Origin of the sequence: Bradyrhizobium sp. BR2003, from assembly GCF_009720285.1 — a bacterium.
In the GTDB taxonomy this organism is placed as follows: Bacteria; Pseudomonadota; Alphaproteobacteria; order Rhizobiales; family Xanthobacteraceae; genus Bradyrhizobium; species Bradyrhizobium elkanii.
The window spans coordinates 31,058-46,079 of the sequence record NZ_SMYJ01000025.1; the positions used below are offsets into that span (position 1 = coordinate 31,058).

The window sequence follows — 15,022 nt, forward strand, 5'->3', positions numbered from 1 at the left end:
CCCAACTAGCGTGAGTTTGGCTGTGGTGCCGGCAGGACGGCGAAATGGTGCTCTTCGGCACCGAATTCGAACGCTTCCCCTTCGCCATCCGGCGGCGCGGGACGGACGTTCATGCAACGGTCGATGAACACCCGGGCCGACGCCTGCCAGGTGTGGAGCGCAGCAAAATCGACGCAGGCCTGCCGCGGGATGCTGAGCGCCTCCAGGCAGGCATGGCGCAAATCCTCATCGAGCACGCCGACCGGCGCCGCGCCGATCACGTCGCGGGGACCGGTGACCGGAAAAGCGGCAACCGGCAGGCCGCTCGCCAACGCTTCAAGCAGCACCAGACCGAACGTATCGGTCCGGCTCGGGAAAACGAACACATCGGCCGCGGCGTAGATCTCAGCCAATTCTTCCCCATGGCGGGCGCCGAGGAACACGGCGTCCGGATATTTCCGCTCCAGCGCCGCCCGCGCCGGGCCGTCGCCGACCACGACCTTGGTTCCCGGCAAATCGAGCTCGAGGAAGGCGTCCAGATTCTTCTCCACCGCCACCCGGCCGACGCTGAGATAGACCGGCTGCGGCAGGCAGAGATCGACGTCGCGCGGATGGAACAGCGCAGTATCGACGCCGCGCGACCACAGCACCACGTTGCGGAAGCCGCGCTGACGCAACTCGGCCGCCAGCGCCGGGGTCGCCGCCATCACCGCGCGGCTCGGCCTGTGGAACCAGCGCAGCGCGCGCCACACCCAGGCCTCCGGGACCGGCGTCCGCGCCGAGACGTATTCGGGGAAGCGGGTGTGGAAGCTCGTCGTGAACGGCAGGCCGCGCTTGCGGCAGTAGCGGCGCACCGCAAGCCCGATCGGCCCCTCAGTCGCGATATGGATGCTGTCGGGCCTCGCAGCCTCGATCAGACTTGCGACCTTGGCCCGGTACGGCAGCGCCAGCCGGAGATCGCGATAGCTCGGCATCGCGAAGGTGCGGAACTCGTCCGGCGTCAGGAAGCTCACCTCGACGCCGAGCGATTTCGCCGCCTGTGCCATCATGGTCAGCGTGCGGACAACCCCGTTGACCTGGGGATGCCACGCATCGGTCGCGACCAGGATATGCGTCATGCAGCGCGTGCCGTCACTCGCGGAACTGGCGCGATCCGGCGCACCGGGTCGGTCCAGGTGATGATCTCGAAATGGCCGTCCTCATGCTCGGCGAGCGCTGTGCAACTCTCCACCCAGTCGCCGCAATTCATGTAGCGGATACCGTGCTCGTCATGAATCGTCGCGTAGTGGATGTGGCCGCAGATCACACCGTCGCAGCCGTGGCGCCGCGCCTCGCCGGCAAGCGTCGCCTCGAAGGCGCCGATATAGTTCACCGCCTTCTTGACCTTCAGCTTGGCCCATTGCGACAGCGACCAGTACGGCACGCCGAACATCTTGCGGAAGAAGTTGACGAAGCGATTCATCTGGATCGCGAAGTCGTAGGCCTTGTCGCCGAGATGGGCGAGCCAGCGCGCGTTCTGCACCACGAGGTCGAAGATGTCGCCGTGGATCACGAGATAGCGCTTGCCGTCGGCGCCGGTGTGGACGGTGTTCTCCACCACGTCGATGCCGCCGAAATGCGTGCCGTAATATTTGCGCAGGAACTCGTCGTGGTTGCCCGGGACGTAGATCACCTTGGCGCCCTTGCGCGCCTTGCGCAGCATCTTCTGCACGAAATCGTTATGGGTCTGCGGCCAGTACCAGTTCGACTTCAGCGCCCAGCCGTCGACGATATCACCAACGAGGTAGATCGTGTCGGCATCGTGAGAGCGGAGGAAGTCCAGCAGGCGGTCGGCTTGCGAACCGCGGGCTCCGAGATGGACATCGGAGATAAACAAAGTGCGAAAGTGCCGCTCGGGACTTTCTTCACTCAAGGAGTCACTTCCCATGCCTGTGCACCTAACAGATTCCTGTGACAAGGCGATGACGATCCCCGCGACCCAAGGCCCCACAAACAGTTAACGAGAATCAGCAGTACGCCCCTGCCCTGCGGATAACAGCAGCGTGCGACAATCTGGCGACATCGGCGGTCGCGGCTGTGGGGAAGAGGCGTTGTGTGGCTGCGTAACGCGATGGAACGACGCGCGCGGTGCGTAGCCCGGATGGAGCCAACCGGCGCGCGTTCGCGCGACCCGTTGGCTCCATCCGGGCTACACGGCTACGATACTTTCAGTAGTATTTGTGAAAGTGATGCACCGGCCCATGGCCGTGGCCGACGGCAAAACGATCGGCAGCGGCGATTGCTTCGGTGATCCAGGCCTTGGCGTTGCGCACGGAGGTCTCCATGCTCTCGCCCTTCGCGAGCCCTGCTGCAATTGCCGAGGACAGCGAGCAGCCGGTGCCATGCGTATTGGCGGTCGCAATGCGCGGCGCAGCCAGCGCGATGCTACGCTCGGCGTCGATCAGATAGTCGATGCTGTCAACGCCGTGGCCGTGGCCGCCCTTGACCAGCACCGCGCGACAACCCATCGCCAGCAATCGCTTGCCTTGTCGCTCGATGTCGGCCTCGCTCTCGGCAACCGGCTCGTTGAGCAGCGCCGCCGCTTCCGGCAGGTTCGGCGTGATCAGCGAGGCCAGCGGAAACAGCAGGGTCTTCAGCGCATCGACCGCCTCGGCGGCAAGCAGCCGATCGCCCGAGGTTGCGACCATCACCGGATCGAGGACGACATGACGCGGCGCCCAGCGCATCAGCCCGTCGGCGATCGCCGCAATCGTCTCGGCCTGTGCCACCATGCCGATCTTGACCGCGCCGACCGCGAGGTCGGAGAACACCGCATCGATCTGGGCGGTGACGAATGACGCGGGCACCGGATGAATGCCGCTGACCCCCGTGGTGTTCTGCGCGGTCAGCGCCGTGATCGCAGACGCCCCGAACACCCCGAGCGCGGCAAAGCTCTTGAGGTCGGCCTGGATGCCCGCCCCGCCCGAGGAGTCCGAGCCGGCAATGGTGAGCGCGACCGGCGTCATCTAGCAGAACCGGCGGTTGATACGAATGCGACCATCGCGAACAAGACCATGGCCTGTCCTAGCCCGACCGCGGATCGACGGCAAGTTCGCCTGACTTTAGCGCGGGTTGGCCTCGCCTTGCCCCCTTGCCTCGCCCCTTGCCTTGGTCGCCCGTTTTGGGCCTATAGTCGCGGAAATCCCCGGAGACGACTTTGATGGTTCCTTTCTTCGTCCAGATCAAATGCAAGCTCGGCCAGTCCTACGCCGTCGCCAACGCGCTGGCGGAGGCCGAGATTGCGTCCGAGATCTATTCCACCGCGGGCAATTACGACCTTCTGGTCAAGTTCTACGTCGACCACGACACCGACATCGGCCATTTCATCAACGAGAAGGTTCAGGTGATCCCGGGCATCCAGGACACCCTCACCATCATCACCTTCAAGGCGTTCGGCGCGAAGTAGGACGCGTCCACGAGAGCATGATGAGATTGGATCGAGCTTGAACGGCGTCGAAAGTTCACCTCTCCCTTGGGAGAGGTGAACCGAAACCGCGGCGAGCCGGTTCAACCAAAGCTCATCCCGCTTTACGACTCCTTCTCCTTCTTCACCGGCTTCGGCGGTCCCTCGACCGGCGGCAGCGACTTGATGTACTCGGCGATCGCGTCGCGGTCGGACGACGACAGTTGCGAGGTGTTGCGGATCACGCGCACCATCGCCCCACCGGCGGAGTCGCCGTCCGGCGTCTGGCCGCTCTCGAGAAAATAGGCGATATCCTTCACACTCCAGTCCGAGATCCCCCTTGGTGTGATGTTGGGCACCCAGCCTTCGCCCTCCGGATTCGGACCACCAGCGAAGCGCTGCGCGGTGACGATGCCGCCGAGGACATTGCGCGGGCTGTGGCACTCGGCGCAATGGCCGAAGCTGTTGACGAGATAGGCGCCGCGATACCAATGCGCGGAGCGGCTTGCATCCGCGATGAACGGCTTGCCGTTCATGAACAGCAATTTCCAGACGCCGACATTGCGCCTGATGTTGAACGGAAACGGCAACTCGTGGTCGCGCACCTTGCCGGCGACCGGCGGCAAGGTCTTCAGATAGGCGAACAGGTCGCGCACATCGCTGACCTTGGCGTGCTGATAGGACGGGTACGGAAACGCCGGGAAATAGTGCGCGCCCGATGGCGAGGTGCCCTTCATGACCGCAGTGACGAAATCGGCCTCGCTCCAGCGGCCGATGCCGTCGTTCGGGTCGGGCGAGATGTTCGGCGCATAGAAGGTACCGAACGGCGAGGTGATCGCGAGCCCGCCGCCGAGCCTCGTGCGGTCGTCCTGCTTCGGCACGGCATGGCAGGAGGAACATCCCCCCGCATTGAACGTTGTGAGGCCGTTGGCCAGGTCAGGCTGATAGGCTGGCAGGGCGCCGGCGGCGACGGTCGCGGGGATCGTCAGCCACCAGAACACGCCAAGGCCGATTACGCCGGCCAGAATCGCCAGGAGGAAAATTCGTCGCAGCATTCGCCGATCCGTCATTGGTCGCGTCATCGTAGCAACCAGTATGATGGCAACCCGTCGGACAAGCTCGCATCAAATTTGCCGCACCCACGATCATTTTGGGAATAAATCCGAAAAGCCGCTGTTTGAAGATTGCAACCATCCTGTAACGTCAAAGGGGAGAGAACCATGTCGAACAAGACCTTGCTTGCCACGCTGACGCTCGGCGCCGCCATCGCCCTCGCCGGTCCGGCCTTTGCCGAGAAGTTCACGGCGAAGCTGGATGGCAAGAGCGAAGTGCCGCCGAATACCAGCGCCGCCACCGGCACCGCCGACATCGACTACGATGCCGCCAGCAAGAAGCTGAGCTGGAAGCTGACCTATTCCGGCCTGTCGGGTCCGGCCACCGCCGCGCATTTCCACGGCCCCGCCGAGGCCGGCAAGAATTCCGGTGTCGCGGTCGCCATCCCGAACGCGACATCGAGCCCGGTCGAAGGCAGCGCAACCCTGACCGACGCGCAGGCCGCCGATCTCCTCGCCGGCAAGTACTATGTCAACGTTCACACCGCGGCCAACCCGGGCGGTGAGATCCGCGGCCAAGTGACGAAGTAATCCGTCACCAAGTCATCCTGACGAAGTCGTCGTCGCGACGTCGCTTCAACAAGAAGCGGCCGACACAAAAAAGGGCGGACGCCTCGAAGCGTCCGCCCTTTTCATTGATCGAACGACGATGGGCCGAATGGCGATCAACCCTTCTTGAGGCGATAGGTCTCGTGGCAGCCGCCGCACTGCTTGCCGATCAGGCCCAATTCGACCTTCAGGGTATCCACATCCTTGATCTTGCCCTTGGCATCGGTGACGGCCTTGGCGAAGCTCGTTGCCTGCTGCGCGAAACCCGTCTTGTCTTCCCAGATTTTTGGCGAAGGGGCATAGTCACCGTCCAGCTTGACGCCCTTCATGCTCTCCGGAAACAGTGTCGGAAGCTGCTTGGCCGTGTCCTCGAACTGGGCCAGCGCGGCATTGACGGTCGCCTGGTCGTAGGGCTTCTCGCCCTTGAGCATCGCCGCCAGCGCGCCCGCATTCTTGCCATTGTCCTTCATCATGGCCTGGGTCTTCTTGACCTGATCCTGTTGGGCCACGACGGCACCGGCACTCAACGCAAGCATCGCTGCGACGACGACAATCCGCTTCATCGGCAAAACCCCTCAATTCCGCTCTGTCCCGGTCCGCGGTCTGCGGCCGGCCTGGTTTGCAAAACACCGCAGGCGGAATCTTCATTCCGCCTGCGACAATTTATCAGAGATTGTGGCGGCGCTGCGCCTCGCGGATCGCGATCCAGACCCGTTCCGGCGTCGCCGGCATGTCGATGTGGTCGATCTTGTACTCGCGATGCAGCCCCTCGACGATCGCGTTGACGACCGCCGGGCACGAGCCGATCGCGCCGGCCTCGCCCGCGCCCTTCACGCCCATTGGATTGGTCGTGCAGGGCACGTTATGGGTCTCGAACACGAAGGACGGCCCGTCGGAGGCGCGCGGCAGCGCATAGTCCATGAACGTGCCGGTGACGAGCTGACCGTCGGTCGGGCTGTACACCGCCTGCTCCATCAGCGCCTGTCCGATGCCCTGCATCGCGCCGCCATGAACCTGGCCCGCCAGCATCAGCGGATTGAGCGTGACGCCGAAATCGTCGACGATGACGTAGCTGACGATCTTGATGATGCCGGTGGCGGGATCGATCTCGACCTCGGCGAGGTGCGTGCCGTTCGGATAGGTGCCGTCGGCGCTAGCGAAGGTCGCGCTCGCATTCATCTTCGACGTATCGCCGCCGGGGCGTTTGGCGAGATCGGCAAAGCTGATCGAGCGGTCGGTGCCGGCGATGCGGATGCGGCCGTCGGCGATTTCGAGGTCGCCGGCGCCGGCTTCCAGCGCCTGCGCCGCGAGCTCCTTCAGCTTGTTGCCGAGATCATGCGTCGCGCGCTGCACGCTGACGCCGCCGGACGGAATCGATGCCGAGCCGCCGGTGCCGAGGCCGGTCGCGATCTTGTCGGTATCGCCCTGCAGCACATGGACGCGCTCGGGCGGCACGCCGAACTGCTCGGCGACGATCTGCGCATAGGCGGTCTGGTGGCCCTGCCCGCTCGACTGCGTGCCGATCAGGACCGAGATATCGCCATTGGCATCGAGCGCCACATTGGCGGTCTCCTCGCCCATGGTGCCGCAGACCTCGACATAGCTCGCCATGCCGATGCCCCGCACCAGGCCGTCCTTTCTGGCCGCCTTGGCGCGCTTCGGAAACTCCTTCCAGTTGGCAATCTCCATCGCGCGCTTCATGTGCGCGACGAAGTCGCCGGAGTCGTAGACCTTGCCGGTCGCGGTCGTGTAGGGCAGCGACTTCGGCGGAATGAAATTCTTCCGCCTGATGGCGTCCGGCGTCATGCCGAGCTTGCGCGCGGCGGCATCGACCAGGCGTTCGATGACATAGGCGGCCTCCGGGCGGCCGGCGCCGCGATAGGCATCGACCGGCACCGTGTTGGTGAACACGGTGCGGACCCGGCAGTGGAAGGCCTGGATGTCATAGAGGCCCGGCAGCATGCCGGCGCCGCCATGCGGGATATAAGGCGCGAAGGTCGAGAGATAGGCGCCCATGTCGCCCATCAGGTCGACATCCATGCCGAGGAATTTGCCGTCTTCGGCGAGCGCCATCTTCGCGGTGGTGAGATTGTCGCGGCCCTGCGCGTCGCCCATGAAATGGTCGGAGCGCTCGGCCGTCCATTTGATGCTCTTCTTGAGCTTGCGCGCGGCGACCGCGATCAGCGCATATTCGCGATAGGGAAACAGCTTGGTGCCGAAACCGCCGCCGACATCCGGGCAGATCACCCGCATGTTCTCCTTCGGCATCTTCAGGATCATGTCGCAGAGGATCTCGCGCAGGCGGTGGCTGCCCTGGCTGCCGATCGTCAGCGTCAGATGATCCTTCTTGGCGTCGTATTCCGCGACCGCGGCGCGCGTCTCCATGAAATTGGTGATGACGCGCGGATTGACGATGGTGATCTCGGCTACCGCATGCGCCTTGGCGAACGCGTCTTCGGCGGCCTTCTTGTCGCCGATCGAGACGTCGAACAGCACATTGCCGGGCTTGTCCGGCCAGACCTGCGGCGCGTCCTTCTTCACCGCATTGACGAGGCCGACCGCGGCCGGCAGCGGCGTCCATTTGACGTCGATCGCCTCGATCGCGTCACGGGCATGGTCGACGGTATCGGCGACCACGAAGGCTACCGCGTCGCCGACATGGCGCACCTCGTCCCTGGCGAGGATCGGATAAGGCGGAGCGGTGAACGGATCGGTTTCGAGATTGAACAGGCACGGCAGGCCGCCGAGCTCGGCGACGTCGGCGGCGGTCAGGATCAGCGCCACTCCGGGCATGCCGCGGGCCTTGCCGGCATCGATCGTATAGGTCGCGTGCGCATGCGGCGAACGCAGCATCAGCGCGTGCAATGCGGGAGACGGTGCAACGTCGTCGGTATAGCGGCCCCTGCCGCGAATCAGAGCGTCGTCCTCCTTGCGCCGCACACTTTGTCCGACGCCGAATTTGATGGGAGCTGCCATCGTCTCTCCAATTGCCTTGGTGTGTTTTGCGCATATTGGCGTGGTTGTCGGCGAAGCGCAAACCGCTTTCCGCCGCGCGCGGCGCTATCACACAGCCGCCTCCTATGCACTTGATTTGACAGGTAAAACTATACGCGGCGCAGCGCGAACAGCCAGCCGCGGCCGAACAGCGTGAGGATCGAGAGGGCATAGACGAAGACGCCGACGGCAATCAGCAGCAGCAGGATCAGCTCATCACGAAAGATCTGCATCGGCGCGAACCACACATAAGCGAAATGCGAGGTCAGCCACAGCGCGACCGCGAGCAGCACCCCGCACAGCGCGAAGGTGCCGAACGAGCGGATCATCGCGCGATCGAGCGCGAGGTAGCCGCGGCGCACGGCAAACATCAGCACCAGCAGCAGATTGATCCAGGCGCCGACCGCGGTCGCGAGCGCGAGCCCGACCTGCGCCAGCGTGCCGACCAGCGCGATCTTCAGCGCGACGTTGACCGCGACCCCGGTCAGCGCCGCTTTTACCGGCGTTGCAGTGTCCTTGCGGGCGTAGAAGGTCGCAACCGCGCTGCGGATCATCACGAACGGAATCAGCCCCACCGCATAGGCCGCGAGCGTGGCGCCGGCGGTTGCCGCATCGGCCTTGGAGAAGGCGCCGCGGGCGAACATCGCGCGCATGATCGGATCGGCCACGGTCAGGAACGCCGCCACGAACGGTACCGAGAACAGCAGCGTGAAATCGAAGGCGCGGCGCTGTGCAGCCATCGCGCCGGCGTGGTCGTCGGCGCTCAGCCGCCGCGACATCTCCGGCAGCAGCACGGTGCCGATCGCGATCCCGATCACGCCGATCGGCAATTGATTGAGGCGATCGGCATAATACAGCGCCGACAGCGCGCCTGCGGGGAGGAAGGTCGCGATGATGGTGTCGGCGAACAGCGCCACCTGCGTGCCCATCGAGCCCAGCGTCGCCGGACCCAGCGCGCGGAAGAAGCCGCGGACGTCCTCGTCGAGCCGCAAGGGCGCGAACCGCGGCAGGCCGCTGTGGCGCGCGAGGTCGCCGGCGAGCAGGAAGAATTGCAGGAAGCCCGAGATCAGCACGCCCCATGCCGCGGCGTGGCCCGCGCTGGGGAAGAAAGCCGCGAGCGCCAGCGTCATCATCATGGCGAGGTTGAGGAAGATCGGCGCCGCGGCCGCGCTGGCGAAGCGATGCATCACGTTGAGCATGCCGCCATAGAGCGTCACCAGCGTGATCAGCAGCAGATAGGGAAAGGTGATCCGCGTCAGCTCGATCGCGAGCTTGCGCTGCGCCGCGTCCTCGGTGAAGCCCGGCGCGAGGACGCTCATCGCCTGCGGCATGAACGCCATCGCCACCGCCAGCAGGATCACCTGCGAGGCGAACAGGAGCGTGAAGATGCGGTCGGCGAACAGCCGTGCGGACGCCTCGCCGCGCTCGCCATGGACATGGGCGTAGGCCGGCACGAAAGCGGCGTTGAAGGCGCCTTCGGCGAAGATCGCGCGGAAATGGTTGGGCAGCCGCAGCGCCACGAAGAAGGCGTCGGCAACCGGCCCCGCACCGAGGATCGCCGCGAGCATGATGTCGCGTGCGAACCCGGTGACCCGCGATAGCAGGGTATAGCCGCCGACGGTGAAGATGCGCCCAAGCATGCGCTGCTTCTAGCGCATGATTACGGTACGAAAAAGTTTCCTATCAGGCCTTTAACGATTTAGGCATGATCCTGCCCTAAAACCGGAAGCCACTTTTCGGGATCATGCCTGTAGCGCGCTGCGCACAGCCTGGATGACGCGGTCCTGCGTCGTCTCGTCGAGATAGGGGTGCATCGGCAGGGCGATGACGTCCTTCGACAGGCGCTCGCTGACCGGCAGGCCGCCGTCGGCAACCGGATAGTGGCTGTAGGCCGTCTGCTGGTGCACCGATTTGGGATAGTAGATCATGGTCGGGACGCCGTGCGCCTTCAGGGCCGCCGCGAAGGTGTCGCGATCGATGCCGTCGGACAGGCGGATGGTGTACTGCGCCCACACCGAGGTACAGCCCGGCGCAAGGCGCGGCACCGCGACGAGGTTGCCGAGCGCGCGCGAATAGCGCTCCGCCACCTTGTTGCGCGCCGCGATCTCGTCGTCGAAAATCTTCAGCTTCTCAAGCAGGATCGCCGCCTGCATGGTGTCGAGCCGCGCCGTGAGGCCGAGCCGCACGTTGTCGTACTTGTCCGAGCCCTGGCCGTGCACGCGGATGCTGCGCAGCGTGCGTGCGAGTTCCTCGTCGTCGGTGAAGATCGCGCCGCCGTCGCCGAAACAGCCGAGCGGCTTGGCCGGGAAGAAGCTGGTCCCGGTCGCGAGCCCGAAGGTGCCGAGCTTGCGGTTCTTGTAGGTTGCGCCGAAGCCCTGCGCGGCGTCATCGAGCACGAACAGGCCCTCGGCCTCGGCGACCGCGCCGATCGCATCGTGATCGGCGCTCTGGCCGAACAGGTCCACCGGGATCACGGCGACCGGCTTCAGGCCGCGCGCGCGCGCCGTCGCGATGCCGCGCTTCAGCGAGTTGACGTCGATGTTGAAGGTCTCCTCGTCGACGTCGACGAAAACCGGCGTCGCGCCGGTCAGCGTCACGACCTCGCCGGTCGCACAGAAGGTGAAGGTCGGGCACAACACCGCGTCGCCCGGCCCGACATTCTTCGCCATCAGGACCATCAAGAGCGCGTCGGTGCCGCTCGCACAGCTGACCACATGCTTTGCGCCGCTATAATCCGCCAGCGCCTTCTCCAGCGCGGTCACTTCGGGACCGTTGATGAACTGGCAATGGTCGAGCACGCGCGCGACCGCATCATCGATCGACTTGCCGAGCCGCCGGCGCTGCGCGGCGATATCGATGAAGGGAATGGGCTCAAGCTGCATATGCTGGTTCATGGAAGCTCTTTGCACGTGTTGAATGAATGAAAATCAGCCGGCGATGCGGCGCGGCCCCTTGCGCATTGTCGAGGCGGCGGGCCTGGCGGGCGATTCCAGGCAGCGGATCGCGATCTCGAGGCTCGCCACGCCCTCGTCGCCGGACACGGCCGGCAGCTTGCCGCCGCGCACGGCATCGAGGAAGGCGATCAGTTCGGCGCGCAGCGGCTCGTCGTGACCGACCGGCAGATGACGCATCGAATAGCTGCCGTCCGGCTTGAAGCCGAAACATTCGGTGACCTGACGCGTGAGCAGATCGCCCATCACATACTTGCCGCGGGTTGCGACCGTCACGTTGCGTGCCTTGAACGGCGTCAGCCAGTTGGTGTTGATGTGGGCGAGCACGCCGGACGCGGTACGGAACTGCAGCAGCGCGATGTCCTCGCGCTCGGCGACGGCGCTCGAGAGCTGCGGCTGCACCTCGACGATGTCGGACTCGGTGAACCAGCGGATCAGGTCGATGTCGTGCACGGCAAGATCGATCACGACGCCGACATTGGACATTCGCGGCGGGAACGGGCCGACCCGGGTGATGCCGATCGACAGGATGTCCTCGCCGGAGATCGCCTTCTTGATCGCGGCGACCGCCGGATTGAAGCGCTCGACATGGCCGACCATCAGCGTGACGCCGGCCCGCTCGGCGGCCGCGACGATCTCGCGGCCCTCTTCGACCGTGGATGCGACCGGCTTCTCGACCAGGATGTGAATGTTGCGCGCGATGCAGGCGAGCGCGATCTCGTGATGCAGATGGGTGGGGGCAGCGATCGTCACCGCATCGATGCCCTCGGCGAACAGCTGATCGAGGCTTTCGAAGGCGCGGCAGCCGACCAGGTCGATGGCGCGGGTGCGATGTTCCGGCAGCGGATCGACGATGCCGATCAACAGCACCCCGGGCAGTCCGGCCAGCACGCGGGCATGGTTGCTGCCCATCACGCCGGCGCCGATCACGCCGACGCGCAATGCGCGGCCGATATCGGCCTTCGCGCCGGCTGCGGACACTTTTGCATTCATATCGTAGACCCCAAGTAACGTTCTGGCGGTTGTCCCGGCTTCTCAGGGAGCCGTCCCGGCTCCGAGGGAATCAGTACCAAGGCCCCTCTGCCCGATCCGCGCCTTTGGCGCAAATCACGACCGCTTCGTTGGCAGCCGCTATAGCACGGCGTCACAAATGTGGCGAATGCCAACGGCGAAATCCGGACACGTTTTGATTCAAAGAGTTACATCGCCCGCAACTCGATCTTGAGCGCGGGCCCGTTGGCCTCAGGTGCGCCGATAATCATCCTCGATGCGGATGATGTCGTCCTCGCCGAGATAGCTGCCGGTCTGCACCTCGATCAGCTCGAGCTGGATCTTGCCCGGGTTCTCCAGCCGGTGCACCGCGCCGATCGGGATGTAGATCGATTCGTTCTCGTGCACCGTCTTGATCAGCTCGTTGACGGTGACCTGCGCGGTGCCGCGCACCACGATCCAGTGCTCGGAGCGGTGATGGTGCTTCTGGAGGGACAGCCGTCCGCCCGGCTTGACGACGATGCGCTTGACCTGGTGGCGATCGCCATTGTCGACCGACTGATAGGAGCCCCAGGGGCGATGCACCTTGATGTGGTTCTCGGTCACCTCCGGCGCCGCCACTTTCAGTTTCGCGACCAGGCGCTTCAGCCCATTGGCGTCCTTCTGGCGTGACACCAGCACGGCGTCCTGGGTCGCGACCACGACGAGATCGTCGACGCCTTCGAGCGCAACCAGCGCCCGGTCGGTCGAGACGTTGCAATTGCGGGAGTCCTCGAACACCGCCTTGCCCCGCGCCGCGTTGCCGAGGCTGTCCTTGTCGGCGAGCTCCCAGACCTGACGCCACGAGCCGATGTCGGACCAGCCGCACGCCACCGGCACCACCGCGGCATGCGATGTCTTCTCCATGACGGCGTAGTCGATCGAGATCGCCTTCGCCGCGCCGAAGGCCGGCGCATCGAGCTTGACGAAGCCGAGATCGCGCGCCGCCGACGTAACCGACTGCTCCACCGAGGCCACGCTGTCCGCATCGACATTGCGGTACTCGTCGAGCAGCACGCTTGCGCGGAACATGAAGTTGCCGCTGTTCCAGAGATAACCTGCATCGATATAGCCCGCCGCGGTCGCGGCATCCGGCTTCTCGACGAATTTCGCCACCGCGCGCACCTCTCCGGCGACCACCTCACCCGGATTGATGTAGCCGTATTCGGTGGCCGGCCGCTCCGGCTTGACGCCGAATGTCACGATGCGGCCGGTGTCCGCAGCCACCAACCCACCGCGGCACGCGGCGACGAAGGCCGGGGTGTCCCGCACCAGATGGTCGGCGGCCAGCGCCAGCACGATCGCCTCGCTGTCGCGGCTCTGCGCGAACGCCGCACCGGCCGCGATCGCCGGCCCCGAGTCGCGGCGCATCGGCTCCAGCAGCACGTCGGCCTCGCGGCCGATCTCGGCCAGTTGCTCCAGCACCATGAAGCGATAGGCCTCGTTGGTGATCACGATGGGACGCTCGAACAAAGTCGGATCAGAAACTCGCAGCAGCGTCTCCTGGAAGGTCGAGCGGGCCCCGAACAGCGACAGGAACTGCTTCGGATGCACCTCGCGTGACGCCGGCCACAGCCGCGTGCCCGCGCCGCCGCACATGATCAGGGGAATAATTCGTCGATCCATCGATGCCTCAAGTCCTGTCGTGCAAATCCTGTCGTATCCGCCTGCCGACGACACACCAAATCAGCCCGGGCCATCGCAGCCGGCGGCCCTGTTACCTAGGAAGCACTATCCAAGCAGTAGCACGCGCCCCCGCGCGTCTGGTCGGATTTTACCGGTAACCTAAATCCCCGGTGAGTGGCCGGCCGTCCCCCGTTTCGGCCTCTTTAGCCACCCCTTCGCGCCTGCCGCAATAGGGACCAGTACGGGTATTGCCAGATCGGCGCGGAAACCATACCAAGGCGGCGAATTTGGGCGCGCGAAAGCGTTTTGCGCTGTTTTTGACACATTCTGAAACCTGGCAGCGCGAACGGAAATGCGCCGAATCCTGCTTTCGACCGTCAAGATCCTGATCTCGGCCGCGCTGCTCTATTTCTCGCTGCGCAAGGTCAATCTGTACGACCTTGCCTCCCGTATCCAGGTCGAGAGCCTGGGCTGGCTCGGGCTCGCGATTGCGGTCACGTTCCTGCAGATCTTTCTCGGGGTGTTGCGCTGGCGGGAGATCAGCGTGGAGTGCGGCGCTCCGCTGGAGACCGCTCAGGCCATGCGCTTCAATGTGATCGGCACCTTCTTCAACCAGACACTGCCGTCCTCGATCGGCGGCGACGCGGTCCGGCTCTGGCTCGTCGCGCGTGCCGGTGCGGGCTGGCGCGCAGCCACCTATTCGATTTTCGTCGACCGCGCGATCGGACTGATCGCCCTCGCCGTCGTCATCGCCGCCACCCTGCCCTGGAGCTATCGGCTGATTTCCGATTCCAACGGCTGGATGGCGTTGCTGCTTCTCGACCTCGCCGCACTCGCGGCCGGATTTGGCTTCCTGCTGATCGGCGTGTTGCCATGGGCCTGGCTGAAGCAATGGTGGGCGACGCATCACATCCACGCCTGCGCGGTCATCGCGAACCGGGTGTTGTTCAGCCGCAAGCACGGATTGAGGGTCGCAACCCTCTCGATCGCCATTCACGTGGTGACCGTCGTGATCGCCTGGTGCGTGGTGAAGTCGATCACCGCCCCCGTCACCTTCGGCCAGATCTTCCAGTTGTTGCCGCCGGTGATGCTGATCACGATGATGCCGATCTCGATCGCAGGCTGGGGCGTGCGCGAGGCCACGATGGCGCTGGCCTTCGGCTACGCCGGATTGATCGCGAATGAGGGCGTCAACATCTCGCTGTTGTTCGGCGCAGTATCGTTCGTGGTTGGCGTGTTTGGCGGCCTGGTGTGGATCCTGAGCCCGGAAAAGGCCGCCAAGGGCACAGAGCCGATCGAAGTCCCGGGATCGCAATCGCGAGTCCCGGGATCGCAATAGC

The 15,022-nt window shown here is 65.0% G+C and carries 13 protein-coding genes; 3 read left to right on the top strand and 10 right to left on the bottom strand.

Going from position 1 to position 15,022, the window contains the following annotated elements; all coding sequences use genetic code 11:
• Positions 1–5: 5 nt before the first annotated feature.
• From E2I15_RS17730 to thiD, 3 genes are all read right to left on the bottom strand, one after another.
• Positions 6–1,097, bottom strand: coding sequence for a glycosyltransferase family 4 protein (locus E2I15_RS17730; protein WP_137480169.1), 1,092 nt, complete (start codon positions 1,095–1,097; stop codon positions 6–8).
• Positions 1,094–1,906: a UDP-2,3-diacylglucosamine diphosphatase gene (locus E2I15_RS17735; protein ID WP_026193024.1), complete on the bottom strand. Its 813-nt coding sequence runs from the start codon at positions 1,904–1,906 to the stop codon at positions 1,094–1,096. The genes E2I15_RS17730 and E2I15_RS17735 overlap by 4 nt, the downstream gene beginning before the upstream one ends.
• Positions 1,907–2,186: 280 nt before the next feature.
• A complete protein-coding gene (gene thiD / locus E2I15_RS17740) occupies positions 2,187–2,984 on the bottom strand; it encodes a bifunctional hydroxymethylpyrimidine kinase/phosphomethylpyrimidine kinase (protein WP_137480171.1) in 798 nt (265 codons plus the stop codon).
• A gap of 194 nt (positions 2,985–3,178) precedes the next feature.
• Between thiD and E2I15_RS17745 the strand changes: the two genes are divergently transcribed.
• A complete protein-coding gene (locus E2I15_RS17745) occupies positions 3,179–3,424 on the top strand; it encodes an Lrp/AsnC ligand binding domain-containing protein (RefSeq protein ID WP_137480173.1) in 246 nt (81 codons plus the stop codon).
• Between the two features lie 122 nt (positions 3,425–3,546).
• Here E2I15_RS17745 and E2I15_RS17750 read toward each other — a convergent pair whose 3' ends face one another.
• Positions 3,547–4,476, bottom strand: coding sequence for a c-type cytochrome (locus E2I15_RS17750; RefSeq protein ID WP_137480175.1), 930 nt, complete (start codon positions 4,474–4,476; stop codon positions 3,547–3,549).
• A 165-nt stretch (positions 4,477–4,641) separates the two neighbouring features.
• Between E2I15_RS17750 and E2I15_RS17755 the strand changes: the two genes are divergently transcribed.
• A complete protein-coding gene (locus E2I15_RS17755; protein ID WP_137480177.1) occupies positions 4,642–5,064 on the top strand; it encodes a CHRD domain-containing protein in 423 nt (140 codons plus the stop codon).
• 134 nt (positions 5,065–5,198) lie between these two features.
• Here E2I15_RS17755 and E2I15_RS17760 read toward each other — a convergent pair whose 3' ends face one another.
• From E2I15_RS17760 to E2I15_RS17785, 6 genes are all read right to left on the bottom strand, one after another.
• On the bottom strand, positions 5,199–5,645 hold the full coding sequence (locus E2I15_RS17760) for a c-type cytochrome (RefSeq protein ID WP_137480179.1): 447 nt from the start codon (positions 5,643–5,645) through the stop codon (positions 5,199–5,201).
• Between the two features lie 103 nt (positions 5,646–5,748).
• Positions 5,749–8,058, bottom strand: a complete 2,310-nt coding sequence (locus tag E2I15_RS17765) for a xanthine dehydrogenase family protein molybdopterin-binding subunit (RefSeq protein ID WP_137480181.1) — start codon at positions 8,056–8,058, stop codon at positions 5,749–5,751.
• Between the two features lie 128 nt (positions 8,059–8,186).
• The gene (gene murJ, locus E2I15_RS17770; protein ID WP_137480183.1) at positions 8,187–9,716 is read right to left on the bottom strand and encodes a murein biosynthesis integral membrane protein MurJ; all 1,530 of its coding nucleotides are present in this window, start codon (positions 9,714–9,716) and stop codon (positions 8,187–8,189) included.
• A 102-nt stretch (positions 9,717–9,818) separates the two neighbouring features.
• Positions 9,819–10,970, bottom strand: coding sequence for a DegT/DnrJ/EryC1/StrS family aminotransferase (locus tag E2I15_RS17775; protein WP_137480185.1), 1,152 nt, complete (start codon positions 10,968–10,970; stop codon positions 9,819–9,821).
• A 33-nt stretch (positions 10,971–11,003) separates the two neighbouring features.
• Positions 11,004–12,020, bottom strand: a complete 1,017-nt coding sequence (locus E2I15_RS17780; RefSeq protein WP_137480187.1) for a Gfo/Idh/MocA family protein — start codon at positions 12,018–12,020, stop codon at positions 11,004–11,006.
• 249 nt (positions 12,021–12,269) lie between these two features.
• Entirely contained in the window at positions 12,270–13,682 is a 1,413-nt protein-coding gene (locus tag E2I15_RS17785) for a mannose-1-phosphate guanylyltransferase/mannose-6-phosphate isomerase (RefSeq protein ID WP_137480189.1), read from the bottom strand.
• Positions 13,683–14,034: 352 nt separating this feature from the next.
• On the opposite strand from E2I15_RS17785, the gene E2I15_RS17790 reads away from it, so the two are divergent.
• Positions 14,035–15,021 (top strand): lysylphosphatidylglycerol synthase transmembrane domain-containing protein, encoded by a 987-nt coding sequence (locus tag E2I15_RS17790; RefSeq protein WP_137480191.1) that lies wholly within the window; start codon positions 14,035–14,037, stop codon positions 15,019–15,021.
• The last annotated feature ends 1 nt before the right edge of the window (position 15,022 follow it).